Annotated in this window: 27 protein-coding genes; 15 read left to right on the top strand and 12 right to left on the bottom strand. The window is 68.3% G+C overall.

The features are described 5' to 3' along the window. Positions 1-17: 17 nt before the first annotated feature. The 4 genes from ruvB to AC07OY_RS23900 form a co-directional block, all read right to left on the bottom strand. A complete protein-coding gene (gene ruvB / locus AC07OY_RS23915) occupies positions 18-1088 on the bottom strand; it encodes a Holliday junction branch migration DNA helicase RuvB (RefSeq protein WP_495045085.1) in 1071 nt (356 codons plus the stop codon). Further along, positions 1085-1654 carry a Holliday junction branch migration protein RuvA gene (gene ruvA, locus AC07OY_RS23910; protein ID WP_495045084.1) on the bottom strand — a complete coding sequence of 190 codons (570 nt, stop codon included), beginning with the start codon at positions 1652-1654 and terminating at the stop codon, positions 1085-1087. The genes ruvB and ruvA overlap by 4 nt, the downstream gene beginning before the upstream one ends. A gap of 77 nt (positions 1655-1731) precedes the next feature. Then, the gene (locus AC07OY_RS23905) at positions 1732-2385 is read right to left on the bottom strand and encodes a response regulator transcription factor (protein ID WP_310273110.1); all 654 of its coding nucleotides are present in this window, start codon (positions 2383-2385) and stop codon (positions 1732-1734) included. 27 nt (positions 2386-2412) lie between these two features. Then, positions 2413-3825 (bottom strand): sensor histidine kinase, encoded by a 1413-nt coding sequence (locus AC07OY_RS23900; RefSeq protein WP_495045083.1) that lies wholly within the window; start codon positions 3823-3825, stop codon positions 2413-2415. A gap of 110 nt (positions 3826-3935) precedes the next feature. Here AC07OY_RS23900 and AC07OY_RS23895 point away from each other — a divergent pair, with 110 nt between their 5' ends. The 3 genes from AC07OY_RS23895 (at position 3936) to AC07OY_RS23885 (ending at position 6251) form a co-directional block, all read left to right on the top strand. Next, the gene (locus tag AC07OY_RS23895) at positions 3936-4904 is read left to right on the top strand and encodes a PhoH family protein (protein WP_495045082.1); all 969 of its coding nucleotides are present in this window, start codon (positions 3936-3938) and stop codon (positions 4902-4904) included. A 32-nt stretch (positions 4905-4936) separates the two neighbouring features. Next, positions 4937-5380 (top strand): rRNA maturation RNase YbeY, encoded by a 444-nt coding sequence (gene ybeY / locus AC07OY_RS23890; protein WP_495045081.1) that lies wholly within the window; start codon positions 4937-4939, stop codon positions 5378-5380. A 91-nt stretch (positions 5381-5471) separates the two neighbouring features. Beyond that, positions 5472-6251 carry a PEP-CTERM sorting domain-containing protein gene (locus AC07OY_RS23885; protein ID WP_495045080.1) on the top strand — a complete coding sequence of 260 codons (780 nt, stop codon included), beginning with the start codon at positions 5472-5474 and terminating at the stop codon, positions 6249-6251. Here AC07OY_RS23885 and AC07OY_RS23880 read toward each other — a convergent pair. Next, positions 6248-7354 (bottom strand): magnesium transporter CorA family protein, encoded by a 1107-nt coding sequence (locus AC07OY_RS23880; RefSeq protein ID WP_495045079.1) that lies wholly within the window; start codon positions 7352-7354, stop codon positions 6248-6250. The genes AC07OY_RS23885 and AC07OY_RS23880 overlap by 4 nt on opposite strands. 4 nt (positions 7355-7358) lie before the next feature. After that, positions 7359-8375, bottom strand: a complete 1017-nt coding sequence (hemB, locus tag AC07OY_RS23875) for a porphobilinogen synthase (RefSeq protein ID WP_495045078.1) — start codon at positions 8373-8375, stop codon at positions 7359-7361. A 327-nt stretch (positions 8376-8702) separates the two neighbouring features. Here hemB and AC07OY_RS23870 point away from each other — a divergent pair, with 327 nt between their 5' ends. From AC07OY_RS23870 to AC07OY_RS23845, 6 genes are read left to right on the top strand one after another with little or no spacing between them, the layout of a single operon-like run. Next, the gene (locus AC07OY_RS23870) at positions 8703-9131 is read left to right on the top strand and encodes a CopD family protein (protein ID WP_495045077.1); all 429 of its coding nucleotides are present in this window, start codon (positions 8703-8705) and stop codon (positions 9129-9131) included. An 11-nt stretch (positions 9132-9142) separates the two neighbouring features. Further along, positions 9143-10243: a VanZ family protein gene (locus AC07OY_RS23865; protein ID WP_495045076.1), complete on the top strand. Its 1101-nt coding sequence runs from the start codon at positions 9143-9145 to the stop codon at positions 10241-10243. A 14-nt stretch (positions 10244-10257) separates the two neighbouring features. Next, a complete protein-coding gene (locus AC07OY_RS23860) occupies positions 10258-10584 on the top strand; it encodes a (2Fe-2S) ferredoxin domain-containing protein (protein ID WP_495045075.1) in 327 nt (108 codons plus the stop codon). Further along, positions 10581-11213 carry an alpha/beta hydrolase gene (locus AC07OY_RS23855; protein ID WP_495045074.1) on the top strand — a complete coding sequence of 211 codons (633 nt, stop codon included), beginning with the start codon at positions 10581-10583 and terminating at the stop codon, positions 11211-11213. The genes AC07OY_RS23860 and AC07OY_RS23855 overlap by 4 nt, the downstream gene beginning before the upstream one ends. A 22-nt stretch (positions 11214-11235) precedes the next feature. Continuing rightward, positions 11236-12393 (top strand): D-alanyl-D-alanine carboxypeptidase family protein, encoded by a 1158-nt coding sequence (locus AC07OY_RS23850; protein ID WP_495045073.1) that lies wholly within the window; start codon positions 11236-11238, stop codon positions 12391-12393. A 7-nt stretch (positions 12394-12400) separates the two neighbouring features. Next, the gene (locus AC07OY_RS23845) at positions 12401-12685 is read left to right on the top strand and encodes a DUF493 family protein (RefSeq protein WP_495045072.1); all 285 of its coding nucleotides are present in this window, start codon (positions 12401-12403) and stop codon (positions 12683-12685) included. Here the strand turns inward: AC07OY_RS23845 and AC07OY_RS23840 are convergent, their stop codons facing one another. Continuing rightward, the gene (locus tag AC07OY_RS23840) at positions 12686-13315 is read right to left on the bottom strand and encodes a tetratricopeptide repeat protein (protein WP_495045071.1); all 630 of its coding nucleotides are present in this window, start codon (positions 13313-13315) and stop codon (positions 12686-12688) included. A gap of 56 nt (positions 13316-13371) precedes the next feature. Between AC07OY_RS23840 and lipB the strand changes: the two genes are divergently transcribed. Together lipB and lipA are read left to right on the top strand one after the other, a co-directional pair. Beyond that, positions 13372-14040: a lipoyl(octanoyl) transferase LipB gene (lipB, locus tag AC07OY_RS23835; RefSeq protein ID WP_495045070.1), complete on the top strand. Its 669-nt coding sequence runs from the start codon at positions 13372-13374 to the stop codon at positions 14038-14040. A 2-nt stretch (positions 14041-14042) separates the two neighbouring features. After that, the gene (gene lipA / locus AC07OY_RS23830; protein WP_495045069.1) at positions 14043-15008 is read left to right on the top strand and encodes a lipoyl synthase; all 966 of its coding nucleotides are present in this window, start codon (positions 14043-14045) and stop codon (positions 15006-15008) included. Here the strand turns inward: lipA and AC07OY_RS23825 are convergent, their stop codons facing one another. From AC07OY_RS23825 to AC07OY_RS23810, 4 genes are all read right to left on the bottom strand, one after another. Next, positions 15009-16004 carry an N-acetylmuramoyl-L-alanine amidase-like domain-containing protein gene (locus tag AC07OY_RS23825; protein ID WP_495045068.1) on the bottom strand — a complete coding sequence of 332 codons (996 nt, stop codon included), beginning with the start codon at positions 16002-16004 and terminating at the stop codon, positions 15009-15011. 65 nt (positions 16005-16069) lie between these two features. Continuing rightward, positions 16070-16555, bottom strand: a complete 486-nt coding sequence (locus AC07OY_RS23820; RefSeq protein WP_495045067.1) for a TlpA family protein disulfide reductase — start codon at positions 16553-16555, stop codon at positions 16070-16072. 22 nt (positions 16556-16577) lie between these two features. Continuing rightward, entirely contained in the window at positions 16578-17726 is a 1149-nt protein-coding gene (locus AC07OY_RS23815; RefSeq protein ID WP_495045066.1) for a hypothetical protein, read from the bottom strand. A gap of 140 nt (positions 17727-17866) precedes the next feature. Next, positions 17867-19096: a CaiB/BaiF CoA transferase family protein gene (locus AC07OY_RS23810; RefSeq protein WP_495045065.1), complete on the bottom strand. Its 1230-nt coding sequence runs from the start codon at positions 19094-19096 to the stop codon at positions 17867-17869. Positions 19097-19143: 47 nt separating this feature from the next. Between AC07OY_RS23810 and AC07OY_RS23805 the strand changes: the two genes are divergently transcribed. From AC07OY_RS23805 to AC07OY_RS23795, 3 genes are read left to right on the top strand one after another with little or no spacing between them, the layout of a single operon-like run. After that, positions 19144-19635, top strand: a complete 492-nt coding sequence (locus AC07OY_RS23805; RefSeq protein WP_495045064.1) for a hypothetical protein — start codon at positions 19144-19146, stop codon at positions 19633-19635. 9 nt (positions 19636-19644) lie between these two features. After that, complete coding sequence (locus AC07OY_RS23800) at positions 19645-20043, top strand: PTS sugar transporter subunit IIA (protein WP_495045063.1); 399 nt, start codon at positions 19645-19647, stop codon at positions 20041-20043. Continuing rightward, positions 20040-20309 (top strand): HPr family phosphocarrier protein, encoded by a 270-nt coding sequence (locus tag AC07OY_RS23795; RefSeq protein ID WP_495045062.1) that lies wholly within the window; start codon positions 20040-20042, stop codon positions 20307-20309. The genes AC07OY_RS23800 and AC07OY_RS23795 overlap by 4 nt, the downstream gene beginning before the upstream one ends. A gap of 5 nt (positions 20310-20314) precedes the next feature. Here the strand turns inward: AC07OY_RS23795 and AC07OY_RS23790 are convergent, their stop codons facing one another. Further along, positions 20315-21121: a GNAT family N-acetyltransferase gene (locus tag AC07OY_RS23790; protein ID WP_495045061.1), complete on the bottom strand. Its 807-nt coding sequence runs from the start codon at positions 21119-21121 to the stop codon at positions 20315-20317. 113 nt (positions 21122-21234) lie between these two features. On the opposite strand from AC07OY_RS23790, the gene ptsP reads away from it, so the two are divergent. Further along, positions 21235-23007, top strand: a complete 1773-nt coding sequence (gene ptsP / locus AC07OY_RS23785; RefSeq protein WP_495045060.1) for a phosphoenolpyruvate--protein phosphotransferase — start codon at positions 21235-21237, stop codon at positions 23005-23007. Positions 23008-23223: the final 216 nt, after the last annotated feature.

Raw genomic sequence — 23223 nt, 5'->3', positions numbered from 1 at the left:
CGAAAGACGCCGCGCTCTCACTCTCCGAACAGGTCGGGCGAGGCCTTGCCGCCGGGCGGCGTCAGGCCGAGATGGCGATAGGCCGCCAGCGTCGCGACACGGCCACGGGGCGTGCGCTGCAGGAAGCCCTGCTGGATCAGATAGGGCTCGATGACGTCCTCGATGGTGCCAGCCTCCTCGCCGATGGCGGCCGCCACGTTCTCCAGGCCGACCGGGCCGCCGTCGAAGCGGTGGACCACCGCCTCCAGCAGCTTGCGGTCCATCAGGTCGAAGCCCTGCGGGTCGACATCCAGCATGGCCAGGGCCTTGTCGGCGATGCCGGCGACGATGCGGCCATCGGCCTTGACCTCGGCGTAGTCGCGCACGCGGCGCAGCAGGCGGTTGGCGATGCGCGGCGTGCCGCGCGAGCGGCGGGCGATCTCCAATGCGCCGTCGGCGTCGATGGGCGCGCCGAGCAGGCCGGCCGAGCGCGTCACGATGCGCTGCAGCTCCGTCGGGGTGTAGAACTCCAGCCGCGCGACGATGCCGAAGCGGTCGCGCAGCGGGTTGGTCAGCATGCCGGCGCGCGTCGTCGCACCGACCAGCGTGAAGGGCTGCAGGTCCAGCTTGATGGAGCGCGCCGCCGGGCCCTCGCCGATCATGATGTCGATCTGGTAGTCCTCCAGCGCCGGGTAGAGGATTTCCTCGACGACGGGGCTCAAGCGATGGATCTCGTCGATGAAGAGGACGTCGTTCTTCTCGAGATTGGTCAGGATGGCGGCCAGGTCCTTGGGCTTCTCCAGCACCGGGCCGGAGGTCTGGCGCAGGTTGACGCCCAGTTCGGCCGCGATGATGTGCGAAAGCGTCGTCTTGCCGAGGCCCGGTGGGCCGAACAGCAGCACATGGTCCAGGGCTTCGCGGCGCTTGCGGGCCGCGCCGATGAAGATCTCCAGCTGCTCTCTCGCCTTGGCCTGGCCGACGTACTCATCAAGATGCTTGGGACGCAGGGCGCGCTCCAGCGCCTCCTCGCGGCTGGATTCGGGCGCGGCGCTGACGACGCGGGGCGCCGGGGCGAAGTCGTCGCCGAATTTGTCGGTTTGGATGCTCATGTCAGCTTCTTCAGCGCCAGCTTGATGCCGTCACTGACGCCAACATCGGGCGGCAGCACCTTCAGCGCGGCGGCGGCATCCTTTTCGCTGTAACCCAGGGCGACCAGGGCCTGCAGGATGTCCGCCTGGGCGTCGTTGGCGACGGCAGCCGGCAGCGCCAAGTCGGCACCGAGCTTGCCCTTGAGTTCCAGCAGCAGGCGCTCGGCCGTTTTCTTGCCGATGCCCGGTACCTTGGTCAGCCGGCCGGCATCCTGTCGCGACACGGCCTGGGCGAGTTCCGACACCGACAGGCCGGACAGCAGCCCCAGCGCCATCTTCGGACCGACGCCGCTGATCTTGATGAGCTGGCGGAAGGTCGCGCGCTCCTCGTGCGTGAGGAAGCCGAAGAGCTGGTGGGCGTCTTCGCGGATGGTCAGGTGGGTGAGCAGCACGGCGCGCTCGCCGAGCTGTCCCAGGTTGAAGAACGTGCTCATGGGCACATCAACCTCATAGCCGACGCCGGCCACGTCGATCACCACCTGCGGCGGTGTTTTCTCGGCAATGACGCCGCTGAGTCTTCCGATCATGGCCCGATTATCTGGGCCGCTCTAAGTCTGTTGGGGACGGAGCTGCGCGCTGCGCGCACAGGGCCATCCCCAAGCCATTAGTTTCGACCGAACAAACCCAGGCGCTGGGCTTCCAGCGCCGCCTCGGCGCGCGAGCTCACATTGAGCTTGCGGTAGATCTGCTTCACATAGTCGGCGATGGTGTGGCGCGACAGGCCCAGCTGTACGCCGATCTCCGGCAGCGTGAAGCCCTTGGCCACGCGCAGCAGCACTTCGGTCTCGCGGTCGGTCAGCGACACCTCGTGCAGCAGGGCCTGCGAGCTCGGCTTGGCCTGGGCGGCGAAATAGGCGATGACCTTGCGTGCGATGGACGGCGACAGCGGCGGTTCGCCCTGGCTCATGCGCTGCAGCTGTTCGACCAGCAGCTCGCGCGACTGCTCCTTCAGCAGATAGCCGAAGGCGCCGGCCTGCAGGGCGGGGAAGAGGTGTTCGTCGTCGTCGTGGATGGTGACGATGACCGACTGCACTTCGGGCTGCTTCTCGCGCAGCGCCGCGATGACCTCGACGCCGGAGCCGTCGGGCAGGCCCAGGTCGAGCAGGGCCAGCGTGAAGCGCTGGCCGTTGACCAGGGCCAGGGCGTCCTGGACGCGCGAGCACTCGGTAATCTGGGCGTTGGCGAACACCTGCTTGACCAGGGCCTTGAGCCAGGCGCGGATCTCCGGGATGTCTTCGAGCAGCAGGATGTGGTTCATGGGGAGCCTCGGAAATCTAGAGCGAAATCACAGCGGGATGGTCAGACGGATCACAGTACCCCAGCCAGGGCCGGATTCAACCAGGCATTGGCCATGCATCTGCTTGGCGCGTGACTTCATGCTCGCCATGCCGTGGCCTCTGTCCAACCTTCCGTCCAGTTCGGAGGGAATGCCCTGGCCGTTGTCCTGGATGGTCAGGATGAAATCACCCTCCTGGACGGCACTGGAGATGGTCGCATGGGTGGCGCCGCTGTGCTTGATGATGTTGGAGACGGACTCGCGCAGGATGCGGGTCGTCTGCACATAGGAGCGGGCCTGGAAGGTGTGCTCGATCTCGTCCGCAGGCGATTTCCATTCCGCCAGGATGTTCGCCTGGCCCAGCCGCATCACGACCTCCGCCCGCCAGTCGCCCAGCGCGTCGATGAGGTGCACCGGCTTGCCGGTCAGGCCGCGCACTGACAGCCGCATCTCCTCCAGCGCCTCGCGGGCCAGCGTGGAGATGCGGTCGGACTCGCTGGTGTGCACGATGGTCAGCAGCTTGGCGCCGAGGTCGTCGTGCAGGTCGGCTGCGATGCGCTTGCGCTCGCGCTCCGTCACCTGCTCGAGCTTCTGCTCGGCGAGCTGGCTGTGGCTGCGCTCGACCTCGGCGATGCGCTCGTTCATGCGCTGCTCGATCGCGGCGATGCGCTTCTCGGCGTCCACCCGCGCATGGGCCACGCTGTTCACCAGCTGCAGTCCCAGCCCCAGCATCAGCATCGGCAGCATCAGGTTCAGCCATGGTGCGGCGGTCGCCCACAGGGCATCGCTGGTGGCGGCCAGCAGCCGCTCGGCGACCAGTGCCGCCATGGTGGGCAGCAGCAGGGCGGCCATCAGCATGAACTCGCGCGACTGGGCCTCGTCGGCGCCGGCCTTCAGCCGCTCGCGGCGCAGCCACAGCGCCCAGCCCATGGCGGCCACCAGTTCCAGGCTCAGCACGGCCTGCCAGATGGAGCCGAGGATGCCGATCTGGCCGCCCGTCAGCAGCAGGCTGGCCGGCACGATCAGGCACTGGATCAGCAGGGCATGGTCGATCCAGCTGCGCTTCCAGTTCATCTGCCGCAGCAGGTATTGCACGCCGCACAGCACCAGCAGGGTCAGCAGCAGCGGCCTCAGTCCCGCGGCGCCGGGCGCGGCGGCGGCGCGCAGCACGACCCAGCTCAGCATCATGCCGATGAGGAAGCTGGCGGGGCGCTCACGGTGGTGCAGGCTGGAGACCAGGCCGACGACGGTGGCCATCAGGGCCAGCATGGCGGCCACCCAGCCGCGCACCGTGGCCGTCCAGTCCGGCCCCGCGAGTGCCTGGGCCTGGACGGCGGCCGGGCAGAGCAGGGTGGCGGACAGCAGCAGAAAAAGGGGCAGGCGCCGAGCCCTGGAGGCCCTCGGCGCGATCGGTGACGTCATGGGCCGGCATTGTGCGTGAGCGCCTGCCAGCCACGGGGCGGGAATGCACCAGAGAGGCGCCTCTTTGCACGCGGGCGGCGACAATCCGCGGCCACTTCCTTCCAGTCATCGTGATCCTGCGCTTTTCCTTCGAACCGGTCGACAACACGCGCCTGGCCCGCGTCTGCGGCAGCCTGGACGCTCATCTGCGCGAAATCGAGGCGGCCTTCGGCGTGAAGATCGCGCGCCGCGATGGCGAGTTCCGCGTCAACGGCGCCAAGGCGGCGGCCGAGCGCGTGCAGGGCCTGTTGGAGGGCCTGTACGAGCGCGCCAGGCGGCCGCTGTCGGCGGAGACCCTGCAGCTGGCCCTGGTCGAAGCCAAGGCGCCGGTGGCCCAGGCCGCGCCGCAACCGGGCGAGGACGGTCCGCTGGTGCTGCGCACCCGTCGCGCCGACCTGTCGGCCCGCACGCCGCGCCAGCACCAGTATCTGCAGCAGATCCTGTCGCACGACATCACCCTCGGCCTCGGCCCGGCCGGCACCGGCAAGACCTTCCTGGCCGTCGCCTGCGCGGTGGACGCGCTGGAGCGCTCGACGGTGCAGCGCATCATCCTGACCCGCCCGGCCGTCGAGGCCGGCGAGCGCCTGGGCTTCCTGCCCGGCGACCTGACGCAGAAGGTCGATCCCTATCTGCGCCCGTTGTACGACGCCCTCTACGACCTGCTGGGCTTCGACCGCGTCACCAAGGCCTTCGAGAAGGGCCAGCTGGAGGTGGCGCCGCTGGCCTTCATGCGCGGCCGCACCCTCAACCACGCCTTCGTCATCCTCGACGAGGCCCAGAACACGACGCCCGAGCAGATGAAGATGTTCCTGACCCGCATCGGCTTCGGCAGCCGCTGCGTCGTCACCGGCGACACCAGCCAGATCGACCTGCCGCGCGGCGTGCAGTCCGGCCTCATCGATGCCGAGCATGTGCTGGCCAAGGTCAAGGGCATCGCGATGACGCGCTTCACCAGCGCCGACGTCGTGCGCCACCCGCTGGTGGCGCGCATCGTCGAGGCCTATGAGGCGCGTGCCAAACGTGAGGCGCGTGAAGCATGAGCCAACCTGAACTGAGGTGAGGCGCGTGAAGCATGAGCCAACCTGAACTGAGCCTGTCCCTGCAATTCGCCGACCCGCGCCACCGGGCGGTGCTGCCCCGCCACAAGGTGCAGCGCTTCATCCGTGCCGCGCTGGAGCTGCCCGGCGAGATTGCCGTGCGCATCGTCGATGCCGAGGAGGGGCGCACCCTGAACCGTGACTTCCGCGGCAAGGACTACGCGACCAATGTGCTGACCTTCGACTACGCCCACGAGCCCGTCGTCGGCGCCGACCTCGTCATCTGCGCCGAGATCGTGGAGAAGGAGGCGGCCGAGATGGGCATCGCGCTGCTCGACCATTACGCCCACATGCTGGTGCACGGCACCCTGCACGCCCAGGGCTATGACCACGAGGAAGACGACGAGGCCGAGGCCATGGAGGCGCGCGAGGCCGAGATCCTGGCGGCGCTGGGGTTCAGCAACCCCTACGCGCGCTGAGCCTCACCGTCCTAGGGGGCTGCCGCAGTGGACAGCCCCGGGGGCCGGCGAGTATGTTTGTGCTTTCGGTCGCCATCGCCGGGAGCCTCTCATGCTGAAGCTGTTCCGCCACGCTGCTGCCGCAGCCAGCCTCGTCGCAGCGAGCGCGTCGCATGCCGTGGTCATCTCCGGGGTGGACATTCCGCTGGGCGAGATCTTCGCGGCCACCCAGACCTACCAGAACGTGCCGCTGGGACTCGGCGACACCCTGAGCGGCTACGGCAAGATCGACTCCATCAACTCCCTTGCCGTGTCCAGCCTGTGCTCCGGCTGCGAGCTGACCTATGTCTTCGGCGGCTACACGGTGGCATCCATCAGCTCCAGCGAGGTCCGCTTCAGCGGGGGCTGGCTCAAGGTCTATGCGGGCTTCGGCGCCGACAACGACTTCACGACGCTGAATGCCGGCGGCTCGGCCGGCGACCTGGCCGAGGCGAGCAACGGCACCCTGCTGCTGGCGCTGAAGGGCCATGCGGTCGATGCCAGCGGCAACACCTTCATCGCGACCGGCGTCGGCATCGGCACCACCAGCCCGACGGGTTTCAGCACCGGCCTGATGGATGTCGACACGGCGGCCGGTGGCACGGCCAATGCCTACTTCAACACCAATGGCATTGCCGCGACCTTCGGCGGCGGCGCGGCCGATGTTCAGCAGGGCTCTTCGTTCACGGCGCTGCAGCCTCTCTACCCGTCCGAATGCCCGGGCGGTGGTGCCTGCCTGCGCGGCAGCTCCAATGTCATCGCCACCACGGCGGTTCCTGAGCCCGAGACCTATGCCCTGCTGCTCGCCGGCCTGGGCGTCATCCTGACGGTGGCACGCCGCCGCCTGCGCTAACGGCTGCTGCTCAGATAGCGCTTGCGGCGGAACAGGGCCCACAGCCCCAGCGCCAAGGCCAGGATCAACAGCGCGGCCTCCCAGAAACCGTTGGGATTCTTGATCAGCGGCATCCACTCGAAGTTCATGCCGAAGATGCCGGTGATGAGGTTCAGCGGCAGGAAGATGGCCGTCAGCACCGTCAGCGTGCGCATGATGCTGTTGGTGCGGTGGCCCAAGGCGCTGAAATGCATCTGCACCGCCGATTCGGCCGAAGACTCGAGCCGGCGCACATGGGTCAGCACCCGCTCCACGTGCTCGAGCACATCGCGTGACCTGACCCGCAGCAGCTCCCGCTCGCGCGTGACCTGGGCGTCGCCGTCGGCCGGCCATTCGTCCAGCGCATCGATCCACTCCTGGATGGCTGCGCGCTGGTCCTCGCAGGTGTCCTCCAGGCGGTGCAGGGCGTCGCGGCTTTCCAGCAGCAGTGGCCAGTCGTCGAACTCGCTGCTCTGGTCCAGCAGCACGCGCTGCAGCGTGCCGAGCTGGCGGGTCAGCAGGCGGCGCAGTTCCAGATAGCTGTCCACCATGTGGTTGACCATGCGCAGCATCAGGTCGGCCGGGCTGGCCGGCAGGCGGGCGCTGCCGCGCGTGGGGGCCTTCTCGCGGCCTTCGATGAGGCGGTCCAGCTTCTGGGCGAAGAACTCGCGTACCTGGCAGTCGGTCGGATGCACGGTGACCAGCACGCGGTCGAAGACGGCGAAGCCGACGGGGCTGGTGTCGATGGCGCGCAGCGCGCGCTGGGCCGAGGCCAGCGTGCCGTGCTCGTCATCGACGAACAGGTCCTGGCTGCCCGGCGCCGCGGCCAGGCGGCGGAACACCAGCATGTCGTACCAGGACGTGTAGTCGAAGTGCGAGGGCAGCTGGTTGTTGATCAGGTCGGAGACATGCAGGTCGACGATATTGCCGCAGCCCCAGCGCGCCAGCGCCTGCTGGGCGGTGGCCTCGCCGACCTCGAACTCGCGCCGGCCGTAGCCCAGCCACAGGAAGCCGCGTTCCGGCAGGCTGTCGGGCAGGGCGGACAGCTCCTGGAAGCTGTCCGGCAGGATGTGGAAGACCCGCACGGGTTCAGCCCTTCTTCAGCAGCCGGGCGGCGTCCAGCGCGAAGTAGCTCAGCACGCCGTCGGCGCCCGCGCGCTTGAAGGCCAGCAGCGACTCCATCATGACGGCGTCGTGGTCCAGCCAGCCGTTGGCCGCGGCGGCCTTGACCATGGCGTACTCGCCGCTGACCTGGTAGGCGAAGGTCGGCACGCGGAACTCGTCCTTCACGCGGCGCACGATGTCCAGGTAAGGCATGCCGGGCTTGACCATGACCATGTCGGCCCCCTCGGCCAGGTCCAGGGCCACTTCGCGCAGGGCTTCGTCGCTGTTGCCGGGGTCCATCTGGTAGGTCTTCTTGTCCGCCTTGCCGAGGTTGGCAGCCGAGCCCACGGCGTCGCGGAAGGGGCCGTAGAAGCTGCTGGCGTATTTGGCGCTGTAGGCCATGATGCGCGTGTGAATGTGGCCAGCGGCCTCCAGCGCCTGGCGGATGGCGCCGATGCGGCCGTCCATCATGTCGCTGGGCGCGACGATGTCGACGCCAGCGTCGGCCTGCACCCGGGCCTGCCGTGCCAGGATCTCCACCGTCGCGTCATTGATGATGTAGCCGGTCTCGTCGATGACGCCGTCCTGGCCATGGCTGGTGAAGGGGTCCAGGGCCACATCGGTCAGCAGGCCGAGCTGCGGGAAATGTTTTTTTACCTCGCGCACGGCGCGCGGCACGAGGCCGTTCGGGTTCAGCGCTTCGGCACCGTCGGGCGTCTTCAGCGAGGCATCGATGACGGGGAACAGGGCCATGACCGGCACGCCGAGTTCGACGCATTGCTCGGCCGTGCGCAGCAGGTGATCCAGGCTCTGGCGCGACACGCCGGGCATGGAGGCGACGGCGTCCAGGCGGTTCTCGCCTTCATGGATGAAGACCGGCAGGATGAGGTCGCTGGCGCTCAGCGAATGCTCGCGCACGAGAGCCCGAGTGAAGGCGTCGCGACGCAGGCGACGCGGGCGTGCCGCGGGGAAGGCGGAGGAGGGAAAAACGGAGCGGGCCAAGTCAAATCCTCAGGCTGCGGGGGGTGCGGCCCGGCGCGTGATGGTTGACACATCCGGACGTCATTTATTCCTGACGTCGCCGCTCAAGCGCGCTAAACTGGTTCGCGAATGATAGCCGCAAGGTGGTCGTTCCCTGCTTTTCCTCCCTGAGCAGGAGCCTTAGCGTGATGACAGCGATAAGGCTTTCTCGGCCCCGGTCTTGAACCGGGGCTTTTTTTTGTCGTCACAGGGCATGCGTCTCGCGGTGCGATGCCCTGAAGCCGATGGAGCCCTGCGGGCTCACGCTGCATTCGGCGTCGGCGACGAGGGGCTGCCCATAATGACGGCATGCTCTGGGTCAAAGCCTTCCATATCGTCTTCGTTGCCGCCTGGTTTGCCGGTCTGTTCTATCTGCCGCGCATCTTCGTGAACCTGGCCATGGTGGCGGCCGACAGCCATGCCGAACGCGAGCGCCTGCTGCTGATGGCGCACAAGCTGCACCGCTTCAGCAGCATCCTGATGGGTGTGGCCCTGCTGCTGGGCGTCTGGGTGCTGGTCGGCTGGGGCGTGAGCCGCTTCGCCGGCAGCTACTGGCTGCACGCCAAGATGCTGCTGGTCGTCGGCGCCATCGGCTACCACCACATGAACCGGCGCCTGCTGCGCAGCTTCGAGGAGCTGTCCAACAAGCGCAGCCACCGCTGGTTCCGGGTCTACAACGAGACCGCCGTGCTGCTGTTCGCCGCCATCGTCGTGCTGGTGACGGTCAAGCCTTTCTGACGAGGCCGGCCGTGCGTCGCCGTCAAAGCTCCGCGACCTGGCTGCTGCTGGCCCATATGGGCCTGGTCGTCTACGCCAGCCTCTACCCTTTCTGGCCCTGGCGCTGGCCGCCGGGCATGGGCCTGCCCTGGCTGTTCAGCCTGCCGTGGCCGCCGCGCTTCTGGGCCTTCGATGTCGAAGCCAACCTGATCGGCTACATCCCGCTGGGCCTGCTCGGCTTCGCGGCGGCGATGCGCTCGGGCTGGGGGCTGCGCGGCGGGCTGCTGCTCGGCCTGCTGCCCGGGCCGCTGCTGTCGTTCGCGATGGAGACGCTGCAGTTCTTCGTGCCCGGACGGGTGCCCTCGCTGTCGGACTGGGCGCTCAACTCCGTCGGCAGCACGCTGGGCGCGGCGCTGTGCCTGGTGCTCAGCGCCCTCGGCGGCCTGGAGCGCTGGGAAGACGTGCGCGATCACTGGTTCGGCGCCAGCAGCGCGCCGGCCCTGGCCCTGCTCGCGCTGTGGCCCCTGGCCCTGCTGTATCCGACGCCCCTGCCCTTCGGCCTCGGCCAGTGGCTGCCCTGGTGGCGGGAGATGCTGCTGGACGCCCTGGCCGGCACGCCCTGGGCGCTGAACTGGGGCGACTCCGTCACCATCGAGCACGAACTGCCGCCGGGCCTGGAGGCGCTGGCCATCGGCCTGGGCCTGCTGGCGCCGGTGCTGCTGATGATCACCGTCGCCCGCCCGGGCCTGCGCCGCCTGGCGCTGGCCGGCGGCGCCGTGCTGCTCGGGCTGCTGGGCACCGCGACGTCGACGGCCATGGCCTTCGGGCCCGACCATGCCTGGGCCTGGCTCAGCGACGCGACCCGGCCCGGCGTGGGCCTGGGCGTCGTGCTGGGCCTGCTGGCCTGCCTGCTGCCGTCGCGCGTGGCCGCCGCCCTCGGCCTCTTCGTGCTGTGCGCCCTCATCGGCCTGATCAGCATCGCGCCCAGCGACCCCTATCTGACGCTGAACATGCAGGCCTGGGAGCATGGCCGCTTCGTCAACCTCTATGGGCTGACGCGCTGGGTGGCGTGGACGTGGCCTTTCGTTGCACTCATCTGGCTCGCGGCGCGCCTGGTGCAAAAACCCCAGTGAGACAATCGCCGGCGATGAGTTACTACGAGCGCCACGTCTTCTTCTGCCTGAACCAGCGCACCAACGGCGAGGCCAGCTGCGCCGACCATGACGCGCAAGGCGGCTTCGACCACTGCAAGTCCCGCGTCAAGCAGCTTGGCCTGGCCGGCAAGGGCGGCGTGCGGGTCAACAAGGCGGGTTGCCTGGACCGCTGCGCCGGCGGGCCAGTCGCTGTCGTCTATCCGGAAGCCGTCTGGTATTCCTGGGTCGACCAGAGCGACATCGACGAGATCGTCGAAAGCCATCTGCGCGACGGCAAGGTCGTCGAGCGCCTGGTGCTGCCGGACTCCGTCGGCCGATGAATTCCCAGACCGAGAAGCGCCTCGTGCCCGGTCCGGCCGGCCAGATCGAGGTCGCCGTCGACCTGCCGCCTGGTTCCGATTCAGGCGCCGCGCCGGTCGGCACGGCCCTGATCTGCCATCCCAACCCGACCCAGGGCGGGACCATGGACAACAAGGTCGTCCAGACCCTGGCACGTGCCTTCATCCAGCTCGGCTGGCGCGCCGTGCGCTTCAACTTCCGCGGCATCGGCCAATCCGAAGGCGGCTGGGACGAAGGCCGTGGCGAGGTCGATGACGCCCTCGCCGTGCTGGACGCCGTGCTGCCGCCCGGCGAGGCCCTGATCCTGTCCGGCTTCTCCTTCGGCGGCTATGTCGCCTCGCGCGCCGCCCAGCGCCTGGCCACGCCGGCCCGCCGCCTCGTGCTGGTGGGCCCCGCGACCAGCCGCTTCGATACCGCCGCCGTGCCGGCCGACACCGTGGTCATCCACGGCGAGGTCGACGACGTTGTGCCCCTCGCCGCCGTGCTCGACTGGGCGCGGCCGCAAAGCCTGCCCGTCACCGTCGTGCCCGGTGTCGGCCACTTCTTCCACGGGCAGCTGCCGCTGCTCAAGTCCCTCGTGGTGCGGGCCTTTGATCCCACAAAGATCTGAGCTCCGCGCCTGACGCCATCCGATGAAACGACTGCTTGCTTCCTTCCTCACCGCCGTCCTGGCGGCATCCAGCCTGACCGCTCATGCCCAGGCGCCCCAGCCCCCCGAGCTCGCCGCGCGCAACTACGTCCTGATCGACCTGACGACGCACAAGACCCTGGCCGAGCGCGACGCCGACACCGCCCAGGATCCGGCTTCCCTCACCAAGTTGATGACGGCCTACGTCGTCTTCAGCGCGCTGAAGGAGAAGAAGCTGACGCTGGAGCAGACCCTGACCGTCTCCAAGCGCGCCTGGGACGAGCGCAAGGGCGACCCTTCGCTGATGTTCATCGACACGACGATGACGCCCAAGGTCGACGAGCTGCTGCGCGGCCTCATCATCCAGAGCGGCAATGACGCCGCCGTGGCCCTGGCCGAAGGCGCGGCCGGCTCGGTCGAGAACTTCGTGCAGCTGATGAACCGCCAGGCCCAGGCCTGGGGCCTGAAAAACACCGAGTTCAGGAACGTGACCGGCATGTCCGAGCCCGGCCACAAGGCCAGCGCCCGCGACATCGCGACGGTGGCCGCCCACATCATCACGGACTTCCCCGAGTACTACGCCTACTACTCGCAGCGCGACTACACCTTCAACAAGATCCGCCAGGACAACCGCAACCTGCTGCTGCGCCGCGACCCGACGGTGGACGGCATGAAGACCGGCTACACCGAGGCCGCCGGCTACTGCCTGGTGTCCAGCGCCAACCGCGACTTCCCCAACGGCAAGCGCCGCCTGCTGTCCGTCGTCATGGGCACCTCGTCCAAGGAAGCCCGCGCCAGCGAAAGCCAGAAGCTGCTGAACTGGGGCTACACGGCCTTCGACGCGGTCAAGATCTTCGACGCCGGCAAGGCCATCGCCACGGTGCCGGTCTGGAAGGGCGAGGCCAAGGAAGCCAAGCTCGGCGCCGCCGACGCCATCTTCGTCGCCGTGCCGCGCGGCGACGGCAGCAAGCTGCAGACGCAAGTCGAGCGCACCGATCCACTGGTCGCGCCGCTGGCCAAGGGCCAGCGCGTCGGTACTCTGCGCGTGACGACGACGGCCGGCGCGCCGGTGGCCGAGGTGCCGCTGATCGTGCAGGAAGCCGTGCCCGGCGCCGGCCTGATCGGCCGCGCCTGGGACTCGCTGCGTCTGTGGATCAAGTGAGGTCGCCATGAACACGCCGCCCGACATCCCGCCCGAGCAGTCGCTGATCGAATACCCGTCGCAGTTCCCCATCAAGGTCATGGGCGCCCATGTCGAGGGCTTCGTCGACGCCATCGCCCATGTCGCCCGCCAGTTCGACCCGGCCTTCGACGCGTCCACCATCGAGCAGCGCCCGAGCAAGGGCGGCAACTACCTCGGCCTGACCATCACGATCACGGCCACCAGCCGCGAGCAGCTCGACGAGATCTACCGCACCCTGACCACGCACCCCATGGTCAAGGTCGTGCTCTGATCAGGTCGACGCCTCGGCGGCCTGCAAGGCCTTGAGCTTGGCCTTGGCGGCGTCGTCGCCGTTCCTGGCGGCCACGTCGTACCAATAGCGCGCGAGCCGTGCATCGGCCTCCACGCCGGAGCCGGTCTCGAACATCGACGCGACGATGTACTGGGCGCCGACGTCGCCGGCCTTGGCGGCCTCCAGATACCAGCGGTGCGCCTGGGCCATGTCCTGGCCGCGGCCGCGGCCGAGGAAGTAGCAGGTGGCGGTCGCCAGCGCGCCGTCGCCATTGCCCTGTTCGGCGGCGCGCTCGAACCAACCGCAGGCGGCCTTGGGGTCGGGCTTGCCGTGGCGGCCCTGCTCGATCATCTCGCCCAGCGCGTTCTCGGCCAGGGCCAGTTTTTGAGCCGCCGCGCGCTGCAGCAGCTGCCAGGCCTTGGCGTCGCTGGCGCCGGGCACTTCCTTGCGCAGATTCATCATGGCGAGATTGAACTGGCCCAGGGCCTCGCCGCGTTTGGCGGAATCCGCAAAGCCCTTGGCCGCGGCTTTCAGGTTGCCCTCGTCATAGGCGGTCAGCGCGTCGGACAAGGTGGCGGCGTGCACCAGCGAGGCGGCAAGCAGCAGGGTGGCAATCAGTGGAGTCTTCATCGGGTCGAGTCGGCTCGGGCAAGCGAAGGCTTACAGCGCCTGCCTATGATGCCCGCATGATCGTCAAGACTCTCGGGCGGGTCGAATACCTGCCCACGCTGGAGGCCATGCGTGCCTTCACGGCGGCGCGCGACGCGGACACGCCCGACGAGCTCTGGCTGTGTGAGCATCCGCCCACTTTCACGCAAGGTATCGCCGGCAAACCGGAGCATCTGCTGCTGCCCGGCGATATCCCTGTCGTGCCGACCGAACGCGGCGGTCAGGTGACGTATCACGGCCCCGGCCAGATCACCGCCTATCCGCTGATCGACCTGCGGCGCCAGGGCATCTTCGTCAAGGAATACGTGTTCCGGCTGGAGACGGCCCTGATCCAGACCCTGGACAGCTATGGCGTGACCGGCCTGCGCGTCGGCGGCGCGCCGGGCATCTATGTGCGCCCGGCCGACCCTGGCAGCCATGCGGCGCTCACCGGACCGATGCAGGGGTTCGCGGGCTTGGCCAAGGTGGCGGCTCTGGGTATCAAGGTCAGCCGCCACTGCACCTATCACGGCCTCGCGCTGAACGTGAACATGGACCTGGAACCCTTTCTTCGCATCAACCCGTGCGGATACGAAGGGCTGGAAACCACGTCTCTCGATAAACTCGGGGTTTTCACCGACTGGCCGACCGCGGCCGGCCGGCTCGCCGAGCGACTCTCGGCTCAATTCGAAGTCAAGACGCCCTGACCATGTCCGACACGACGACCTACGACCCGACGATCAAGCAAAAGGCCGAGGCCAAGACCTCGCGCATCCCGATCAAGATCGTGCCGGCCGAGGTGCTGAAGAAGCCCGACTGGATCCGCGTCAAGGCCGGCTCGCCGAGCACCCGCTTCTACGAGATCAAGCAGATCCTGCGCGAGCACAAGCTGCACACCGTCTGCGAGGAGGCCAGCTGCCCCAATATCGGCGAATGCTTCGGCAAGGGCACGGCCACCTTCATGATCATGGGTGACAAGTGCACCCGCCGCTGCCCCTTCTGCGACGTCGGCCATGGCCGGCCCGACCCGCTGGACGTCGACGAGCCACTGAACCTGGCCAAGACGATTGCGGCCCTGAAGCTCAAGTACGTCGTCATCACCAGCGTCGACCGCGACGACCTGAAGGACGGTGGCGCGGCCCACTTCGCCGAGTGCATTACCAAGACGCGCGAGCTGTCGCCGATGACGCAGATCGAAGTGCTGGTGCCCGACTTCCGCGGCCGCGCCGACCGCGCGCTGAACATCCTGAAGGCCGCGCCGCCGGACGTGATGAACCACAACCTCGAGACCGCGCCGCGCCTGTACAAGGAAGCGCGCCCGGGCTCGGACTACGAGTTCAGCCTGAATCTGCTGAAGCGCTTCAAGGAAGAAGTGCCGGGCGTGCCGACCAAGAGCGGCATCATGGTCGGCCTGGGCGAGACGGACGACGAGATCCGCCAGGTCATGCGTGACATGCGCGCGCACAACATCGACATGATCACCATCGGCCAGTACCTGGCCCCGTCCGGCCACCACCTGCCGGTGCGCCGCTATGTGACGCCGGACGCCTTCAAGCAGTTCGAGAAGGAAGCCTACGAACTGGGCTTCACGCACGCGGCCGTCGGCGCCATGGTGCGCTCCAGCTACCACGCGGACCAGCAGGCCCACGGCGTGCTGAATCCGACGGCGGCCTGATCAGCCGAGGACGGCGGGCCGCGAGGGGCGCGGCTGTGGCGCCATCGGTGGCGCCTGGGGCGCGTCGTTCAACCGCAGGAACTTGAAGCCCGACAGCGTCGGCTTGTTCTGGCCGGCCTGGCGCGCATCGCGCTCGGCCATGCGGGCGATGAAGGCCTGCAAGGTCTCTTCCCTCACCCGCGGCTCCGCTGAATGCAGCAGGCGGCGCGAGCCGTCGGCGCCGGTGACGATGAGCCCGACGTGCGAGGCGTAGTGGTTGCCGTTGCGGCCCGAGATGACGTTGACGAAGTCGCCGTCCTGCAGCTCGGCCTCGATGGCGGCCACGTCCTGCTTGGCGATGTAGACGTCGTCGAAGGGCTGCACCGCGATGTCGCGCTGGATCTTGAACTGCTTGAGCAGGAAGGCCTGGCGGTCGATGCGCTGGTGATAGGGCAGCGTCGGCGCGCCCAGCGTGCGGGTCACGTCGGTCACCAGCCAGCTGTTGGCGACATTCCAGTCCGCTTCGGTGTAGTGGTTGCGCGTGGCCGTGCCGATGACGCCGTCGCGGTAGCGGATGCGTTGCAACACCCAGAAGAACTCCTCCCACGACGCGCTCAGCGCCATCGCGTAGGTGTGCTCGGCGAACACGACGCAGTCGCTCTTGGCCAGGCTGAACAGCGGCTGGGTGTCGTAGGTCTCGTAGGGGAACTCGCCCAGCAGGAAGAGCTCATAGGGCTGGCCGATGTTCTTGCGTGCAATGGCGGCGATGCGCTTGCGCAGATCAGGCTGGTCCAGCTGCTGCCAGGCCAGGTAGGGGCCGACCTCGGCGGGCTGCATCTGGTACAGCGGCTTGTTCAGCAGGCGGGTGAGCTGTGGCGCGTCCAGCCCGGCGCGGCGGGCGGCGTCCAGCTGAGCGGTCGTCGGCAGGACTTGTGGCGCCGCTGGCGCCGGCGGTTGATGGGCGCATGCGGCCAGCAGCAGTGCGGCGGCCAGGGCGGTCAGGGTCTGGATTCGCATCGCGCCAGTGTCGGCGTCCGGCAGTCGTCGCGCCCATGAGAGCTTGTGCAGCTCCCATAACGTGCTCAGGTCTCGGCCAGCAGCTTCTCGATGAGGCCGTGCAGGGCGGCGAAATCGGGTTCGCCGACATAGCGCTTGACGATCTCGCCGCGCTTGTTGATGAGGAAAGTCGTCGGCGTCATCTGCACCGGGCCGAAGGCCTGGGCGACGCTGCCGGTGTTGTCGATGGCCACGCCGAAGGGCAGCTTGCGCGTCTCGGCGAACTTGGACACGAAGGCCGGCGGGTCGTAGCTCATGGCCACGGCCACGGTGTCCAGGCCGCGGGCCTTGAATTTGTCGTGGGTGGCGACGATCTGCGGCATCTCCTTCACGCAGGTCGCGCAGCTGGTGGCCCAGAAGTTCACCAGCATGACCTTGCCGTTCCAGTCCCGCGAGCTGGCCTTCTGGCCGTTCAGCAGCACGTAGTCGACGGCGGGGGCCTGTTCGCGGGCACAGCCCGTCAAGGCGGCGACGCAAACCAGGGCAGCAGCAAGGGCTCGGCGGGACAGCATGGCGCGGATTCTAGAGAAGCCGCTAAATCCTCTTGGCCAGCTCGAACATCAGCAGCGAGGGCAGGGCGTCGGGCAGGTGGCGGCGCGAGATGCGCGCCACGCCGTCGCCGGTGGCGGTGGACAGCTGGGTGCGGTGCTCGCCGTCGAACATCTCGACGAAGGCGAAGTCCGGCGCATCGCGCATGACGCCGGCGATGAGCTGCAGCAGGGGCTCGCTCATCTGGGCCGCGTCGAACAGCATGGCGTGGGGCAGGCCTTCGCGGCAGAACTGCTCGGCCTCGGCCACGCTGCCGACGACATCGACCAGCATGCCCATGTGGCGCACGGCGGCCTGGGCCTCGGTGCGCATGTCGCGGTGGGCCGACACGATCAGCAGCTGGCAGCCCGCCAGCGGCCGAGAATTGCCGCCCATGCGTTCGGCCTCGGCCTCCAGCTTGGCATGGGTGCTGTCCGGCGGCGGCGCCTCCTCGGGTGCCAGCTGGTTGAATTCCAGCGTCAACAGGGTGATGCCGGCCTCCTGCTCGCGCAGCGGCAGCACGCCCAGGGTGATGGCGGTCTGCTCCAGCAGGCGCCAGGCCAGGGAGTCCAGGCCGGGCGTGGGGGCGCTCGGGTCGGCCTCATCGCCGAGCAGCTCCAGTGAGCGGTGGGCGAAACGGCAGCTCAGGCGTGCCTTGACCGGCCAGGGCGTCAGATCCAGGCGCAGGTCGACCGAGGAGTGCGTGTTGGCCAGCGCCCAGTCCATCAGCGCGTTGATCAGGCCGAAGAGCAGGGCGCCGTCGGCCCAGATCTCCACCGGCTTCAGCGACTGGCGCACCTGCACGCCGCGGGCTTGCGTCTCGCGGCTGCGCTGCGCCAGCACGCTGCGCAGCATCTGGGTCAGGTGCTGACGTTCGCGGTTCAGGCGCAGGCGGCCGGAGGCTAGGCGGGACAGCTGTTGGCCCAACATGCCGGCCGTGCGGGCGTCGTCCACGCTGCGGCGCAGCAGGCGCAGGCCGCGACGGTCGATCTGGCCGGTGCTGGCGAGGTTCTGGATCTGCTCGAGCGCGGCGCTCAGCGGCCCGGCGATCTCGGCACCGAGCTGCTGGACGATGTCCGCCCACTGGACCGGCGTCGGCTCAGGAGTGACATCGTTGGCGGCATTGACTGGCGCTGATGAAGGCGGTGTGGACATGACCCGGTGACTGCGGACCCGAGGCGGATGGTTCTAGGTGGTTGGCCCACCTCGGTGCGTGAGCGCATGCTGCGGACGGCGCAGGGGTATCTCCATCCCTCACCCAGGGGGAAACCCTGGGTTTGGGGGTGGGTTAGCCCTCACGCAATGACACCGCTGTTACGCCAGCTTGTGATTTCTTCCACGGAACAGCCGGCTTCTCGCAGCAACTCGTCGCTGTGTTGGCCCAACAGCGGCGGCGCATGCCGGTACTGCACGGGCGTGCCGGACAGCTTCATGGGGCTGGCGATGAGGCGCAGTTCGGGGGTCAGCGGGTGGGGCATGGGAACCACGGCGCCGCGAGCTTGCGCCTGCGGGTCGGAGAGCGCCTCCCCAATAGAGTTGATCGAGCCACAAGGCACCTTGGCGGCCTCCAGGGCGGCCAGCCAGTCGTTGCGAGGCCGTTGGCGGACGGCTGCTTCCAGCTGGGGCACCAGCAGGGCGCGGTTGCGCACCCGCTCCGAGTTGGTGGCGAAGCGCGGGTCGGTCGCCCAGTCGGGCCGGCCGGCGATGTCGCAGAACTTGGCGAACTGGCGGTCGTTGCCGACGGCCAGGATCAGATGGCCGTCGCTGGCCTCGAACACCTGGTAGGGCACGATGTTCTGGTGCGCATTGCCCATGCGACCGGGCGCCTTGCCGCTGCAGAGGTAGTTGCTGCCCAGGTTGGCCAGCATGGCGAGCTGGGTGTCCAGCAGGGCCATGTCGATGAGCTGGCCCTGGCCGGTGGCGTCGCGGTGACGCAGCGCGGCCAGGATGGCGACGGTGGCATACATGCCGGTGAAGAGGTCGGACACGGCGACGCCCACCTTCTGCGGGCCGCCGCCGGGCAGGTCGTCGCGCTCGCCGGTCACACTCATCAGCCCGCCCATGCCCTGCACGGCGTAGTCGTAGCCGGCGCGCTCGGCATAGGGGCCGGTCTGGCCGAAGCCGGTGATGGAGCAGATGACGAGGCCGGGATGCTCGGCCAGCAGGCTTTGCGCGTCCAGGCCGTAGCGGGCCAGGTCGCCGACCTTGAAGTTCTCGACCAGCACGTCGACCTGGGCCGCCAGCTTGCGCACGATGGCCTGGCCTTCCGGCTTGGACAGGTCCACGGCGAGGGAGCGCTTGTTGCGGTTGGCGCCGAGGAAATAGGCGGCCTCGGTGGTGTCCTGGCCGTCGGCGTCCTTCAGATAGGGCGGGCCCCAGGCGCGGGTGTCGTCGCCGCTGCCGGGTCTTTCGATCTTGATGACGTCGGCGCCGAGGTCGGCCAGGGTCTGGGTGCACCAGGGGCCGGCCAGCACGCGGGAGAGGTCCAGCACGCGAACGCCTGCCAGGGCTTGGAGAGAGGGCATTTCTTGCATTGCGGAATTGTCCTCGGGCCGCTGTCGATAATTCAGGCATGCCCTCCCGCAAGACCGCCGGATTTGCCCTAATGCTCGCCCTGCTGGCGGCCTGCCAGCCAGCGCTGAACTGGCGCGAGGCCCGGCCAGCCGGATCGGGAGCGGTTGCCCTCTTTCCCTGCAAGCCCGAGGTCGATCAGCGCCAGGACAAGGGCCTGGCCCAGTGCGAGGCAGCGGGCAAGCGGTTTGCGCTGTCCTGGGCCGATCTGCCGGATCCCACCCAACTCAGTCCGGCCCTGAAGGCCATGCCTCAGGCGCTGGCGACCAAGCTGGGCCAGCCCCTGCCGCCGGGCCAGGCCCTGCAAGTGCCGGGCATGACGCCTTTGCCCGAAGCCGCCGAATACCGGCTGGCGACCGCGGCCGGCGTCTCGCGAGTTGCCGTCTTCGCCCATGGCGGGCGTGTCTATCAGGCGCTGATGACGGCCGCAGAAGACGACAAGGCTGCTTGGGAGAACTTCCGTTCCGGGCTGGCCATCGAGGCCGCCCGCTAACATCCCGGCATGCCCAACCTGCTCGTGATTGCCCATGCGCCGCTGGCCTCCGCGCTTCGGCAGGTGGCCGAGCACACCTTTCCCGATTGCGCCCCGACGTTGACCGTGCTGGACGTCGACACCAGCATGTGTGCCGAGGACGTCGAGACGGCGGCCCGCGCGCTGATGGCCCCGGCCGGTCCGTCCGAATGGCTGGTGCTGACCGACGTCTTTGGCGCCACACCCAGCAATGGCGCCCAGCGCCTGGCGGGCGAGCAGGTGCAGGTGCTGACCGGCGTCAGCGTGCCCATGCTGTGGCGCACCCTCTGCTATGCCAGTCAGAAGCCTTTGACCGAGCTGGCACGGCGCGCCATGCAGGGCGCCAACACCGGCATCGTCGCCACGCCTCCCTTGTCCCCCGACGAATGATCAAGTCCACCCTCACCATCAGCAACAAACTGGGTCTTCACGCGCGCGCCTCGGCCAAGCTGACCAAGCTGGCCGGCAGCTTCAAGTGCGAGGTCTATATGAGCCGCAACGGCCGCCGCGTGAACGCCAAGAGCATCATGGGGGTCATGATGCTGGCCGCCGGCATCGGTGCGACCGTCGAGCTGGAGACCGACGGCGACGACGAACAGGCCGCCCAGGACCAGATCACAGCCCTCGTCAACGACAAGTTCGGCGAAGGCCAGTGAGCTGATCAGCCGCCGGTCAGGCGGCGAAAGCGCGCCGGCAGGTCGGCGGTGCGCAGCAGCAATGGCAGGTCGGCAGTGTTGAAGTCGGGGTCCCAGGCGGGCTCGCCCATCAGCCTCGCGCCGCAGCGCAGATAGCCGCGGATCAGGGCGGGCGGCTCCACCTGCAGGTCCTGGCGCAGGTGAGCAATGGGCAGCGGCAGGCGGGGCCGCACCTGGCAGTCAATGGGCGCGAAGTGGTCTGCCGCGATCTGCTTCCACAGACTGGCCGCGAAATGCCCGCCATCGCGCATGCTGACGCTGGCGCAGCCGATGACGGTGTCCAATCCGTTGCGCGCCATGAATTCGGCCAGCGCGCCCCAGAGCGCAATGATGGCGCCACCGCTGCGATGGTCGGCGTGCACGCAGGAGCGGCCGATCTCGGCGATGCGCGAGCGCATGCCGCGCAGGCGTGTCAGGTCGAACTCGGTATCGCTGTAGAAGCCACCGGCGCGCTTCGCCGCGGATGGCGTCAGCACCCGGTAGGTGCCGACGACCGGGCCAGGCTCCCCGTCTTCGCCTTCGGTGCGCACCAGCAGGTGTTCGCAATGGGCGTCGAAGAGGTCGATGTCCAGGCCGGCCGGCGCGCCCTTGGGGCTGGGCAGGCGGGCGCCCATCTCGATGGCGAAGACCTGATAGCGCAGGGCCTGGGCTTCTCGCACCTCGGCTTCGCTGCTGGCCCAGCTCACGCTGAACCGGGGAGAGGGGGTACGCGCCAGGCGCGGCAGGACGGGGGCATGCGACAGCGCATGCGTGACGATCAGACTGCGGTTCATGCCGGCATGCTGGGCCGGCGGTTTGACGCCGCGGTGAAGCCTCTATGAAAAAACCATGACGCGAGGGGCTTGCGGCTCAGGCTACATTGGGGATTGATCTGCGGAGGGTGCTGATGAGTTTCCAGGTGTTCGGCATTGCGGTCTCACGCGGCGTGGCGATTGGCCGGGCCGTGCTGATTGCTTCCAGCCGCGTCGACGTTGCCCACTATTTCGTGGCGCCCAATGAAGTCCAGCCGGAAATCGCGCGCCTGCTGCGTGCCCGGGATGCCGTCGTGCTGGAACTGGAGACGCTGAAGGCCGAGCTGCCCGACGACGCGCCGCACGAACTCGCCGCCCTGCTGGACGTGCACCTGATGCTGCTGCACGACGAGGCCCTGACCGGCAGCGCCAGCCAGTGGATCGTCGACCGCCACTACAACGCCGAATGGGCGCTCTCCGCCCAGCTCGAAGTGCTGGCGCGCCAGTTCGACGAGATGGAGGACGACTATCTGCGCGAACGCAAGGCCGACCTGGAGCAGGTCGTCGAGCGGGTGCTGCGGGCGCTGGCGGAAGAGCAGGGGGATACGCCCACGCCCGTCACGCCGCGAGATTTCGCCGGCGAGGATCCGCTGCTGCTGGTAGCCGCGGACATCGCTCCGGCCGACATGATCCAGTTCAAGCGCAGCGTCTTCCGGGGGTTCATCACCGATATCGGCGGCAAGACCTCTCACACGGCCATCGTCGCGCGCAGCATGGACATTCCGGCGGTGGTCGGCACGCGCGAGGCTTCACGCCTCATCAGGCAGGACGACTGGGTCATCATCGATGGCGACGCCGGCACCGTCATCGTCAACCCTTCGCCCATCGTGCTGGAGGAGTACCGCTTCCGCCAGCGCCAGAGCGAGCTCGAACGCGCGCGCCTCGGCCGGTTGCGGCATACGCCGGCGGTCACGCTGGACGGCGAGCACATTGAATTGCACGCCAACATCGAGATGCCGGCCGATGCGGAGGCCGCAGTGGAGTCAGGCGCCACGGGGGTCGGCCTGTTCCGCAGCGAGTTCCTGTTCATGAACCGCGACGGCGAACTGCCCAGCGAGGACGAGCAGTTCGCCGCCTACAAGGCGGCCGTGGTGGCCATGAAGGGCATGCCGGTCACCATCCGCACGGTAGACGTCGGCGCCGACAAGCCGTTGGACCGCCTGACCGTCAATGAGCTGCGCCACGAGCATGTGTTGAACCCGGCCATGGGCTTGCGGGCCATCCGCTGGAGCCTGGCCGAGCCCAGCATGTTCCGCCAGCAACTGCGTGCCATATATAGAGCGAGCGCGTTCGGCAAGGTCAGGCTGCTGATCCCCATGGTGGCCCACCTGTCCGAGGTGAAGCAGATCGTCGAGACGGTGCGCAAAGTGCAGCAGCAGCTCACCGATGCCGGCCATGCCTACACGCGCGTCGAGCTGGGCGTGATGATCGAGATTCCTGCGGCGGCCGTGATGCTGCCGCTGTTGCTGCGGCATGTGGACTTCGTCTCCATCGGCACCAACGACCTTATCCAGTACACCCTGGCCATCGACCGGGCCGATGAGGCGGTCGCGCATCTCTACGACCCCTGGCACCCGGCCGTGCTGCAGTTGATCAGCCAGTCCATCGCGCAGGCGCGCGCGGCGGGCAAGGGCGTCAGCGTCTGTGGCGAGATGGCAGGCGATCCCGTTTTCACCGAATTGCTGTTGGCGATGGGGCTGCGCAGCTTCTCCATGCACCCGTCCCAGATCCCGGCAGTCAAGCAGCGCATCTTGCGCGCCGACGCACAGCGCCTGGCGCTGGCCCTGCCGAACATCCTGGACAGCGAGGATCCGCAGGCGACCGCCGAGAAGGAATTGATCGGACAACGCAGCGCTGCGGTGCACTGATCGCAAGGGCCGCTCCTCGTGGTCGGGTAGCTGCAGGGAACAAGCCGGGCGGCAAGCTTCCCTATACAGAGCAGTAGGGATTCGCTGCAGGGCGGAGGCTCTTGTCTGAATGAATTCGCTGAAAGTCTTGCGATCCCCCAAAAACCTGTGCTACAGTCGTGGGCTTCGCTGATCACAACGCAGCGCTTGTCGGGAACGGCAGCTAGCGGTGGAGTG

Source organism: Roseateles sp. GW821-FHT09H10 (assembly GCF_059415865.1).
The sequence above is the reverse complement of the archived record's forward strand: the minus strand, read 5'-3'. Positions and strand labels throughout refer to the sequence as shown.

Bases quoted from the DNA above. Each gene is read 5' to 3' on its own strand.
- ptsP (WP_495045060.1), top strand. From the start codon at position 21,235: ATGAGTTTCCAGGTGTTCGGCATTGCGGTCTCACGCGGCGTGGCGATT.
- AC07OY_RS23810 (WP_495045065.1), bottom strand. From the start codon at position 19,096: ATGCCCTCTCTCCAAGCCCTGGCAGGCGTTCGCGTGCTGGACCTCTCC.
- AC07OY_RS23905 (WP_310273110.1), bottom strand. From the start codon at position 2,385: ATGAACCACATCCTGCTGCTCGAAGACATCCCGGAGATCCGCGCCTGG.
- AC07OY_RS23825 (WP_495045068.1), bottom strand. From the start codon at position 16,004: ATGCGAATCCAGACCCTGACCGCCCTGGCCGCCGCACTGCTGCTGGCC.
- AC07OY_RS23885 (WP_495045080.1), top strand. From the start codon at position 5,472: ATGCTGAAGCTGTTCCGCCACGCTGCTGCCGCAGCCAGCCTCGTCGCA.
- AC07OY_RS23800 (WP_495045063.1), top strand. From the start codon at position 19,645: ATGCCCAACCTGCTCGTGATTGCCCATGCGCCGCTGGCCTCCGCGCTT.
- AC07OY_RS23870 (WP_495045077.1), top strand. From the start codon at position 8,703: ATGCTCTGGGTCAAAGCCTTCCATATCGTCTTCGTTGCCGCCTGGTTT.
- ruvB (WP_495045085.1), bottom strand. From the start codon at position 1,088: ATGAGCATCCAAACCGACAAATTCGGCGACGACTTCGCCCCGGCGCCC.
- AC07OY_RS23795 (WP_495045062.1), top strand. From the start codon at position 20,040: ATGATCAAGTCCACCCTCACCATCAGCAACAAACTGGGTCTTCACGCG.
- AC07OY_RS23815 (WP_495045066.1), bottom strand. From the start codon at position 17,726: ATGTCCACACCGCCTTCATCAGCGCCAGTCAATGCCGCCAACGATGTC.
- AC07OY_RS23850 (WP_495045073.1), top strand. From the start codon at position 11,236: ATGAAACGACTGCTTGCTTCCTTCCTCACCGCCGTCCTGGCGGCATCC.
- AC07OY_RS23900 (WP_495045083.1), bottom strand. From the start codon at position 3,825: ATGACGTCACCGATCGCGCCGAGGGCCTCCAGGGCTCGGCGCCTGCCC.
- ruvA (WP_495045084.1), bottom strand. From the start codon at position 1,654: ATGATCGGAAGACTCAGCGGCGTCATTGCCGAGAAAACACCGCCGCAG.
- lipA (WP_495045069.1), top strand. From the start codon at position 14,043: ATGTCCGACACGACGACCTACGACCCGACGATCAAGCAAAAGGCCGAG.
- AC07OY_RS23840 (WP_495045071.1), bottom strand. From the start codon at position 13,315: ATGAAGACTCCACTGATTGCCACCCTGCTGCTTGCCGCCTCGCTGGTG.
- AC07OY_RS23805 (WP_495045064.1), top strand. From the start codon at position 19,144: ATGCCCTCCCGCAAGACCGCCGGATTTGCCCTAATGCTCGCCCTGCTG.
- AC07OY_RS23845 (WP_495045072.1), top strand. From the start codon at position 12,401: ATGAACACGCCGCCCGACATCCCGCCCGAGCAGTCGCTGATCGAATAC.
- lipB (WP_495045070.1), top strand. From the start codon at position 13,372: ATGATCGTCAAGACTCTCGGGCGGGTCGAATACCTGCCCACGCTGGAG.
- AC07OY_RS23820 (WP_495045067.1), bottom strand. From the start codon at position 16,555: ATGCTGTCCCGCCGAGCCCTTGCTGCTGCCCTGGTTTGCGTCGCCGCC.
- AC07OY_RS23855 (WP_495045074.1), top strand. From the start codon at position 10,581: ATGAATTCCCAGACCGAGAAGCGCCTCGTGCCCGGTCCGGCCGGCCAG.
- AC07OY_RS23860 (WP_495045075.1), top strand. From the start codon at position 10,258: ATGAGTTACTACGAGCGCCACGTCTTCTTCTGCCTGAACCAGCGCACC.
- ybeY (WP_495045081.1), top strand. From the start codon at position 4,937: ATGAGCCAACCTGAACTGAGCCTGTCCCTGCAATTCGCCGACCCGCGC.
- AC07OY_RS23790 (WP_495045061.1), bottom strand. From the start codon at position 21,121: ATGAACCGCAGTCTGATCGTCACGCATGCGCTGTCGCATGCCCCCGTC.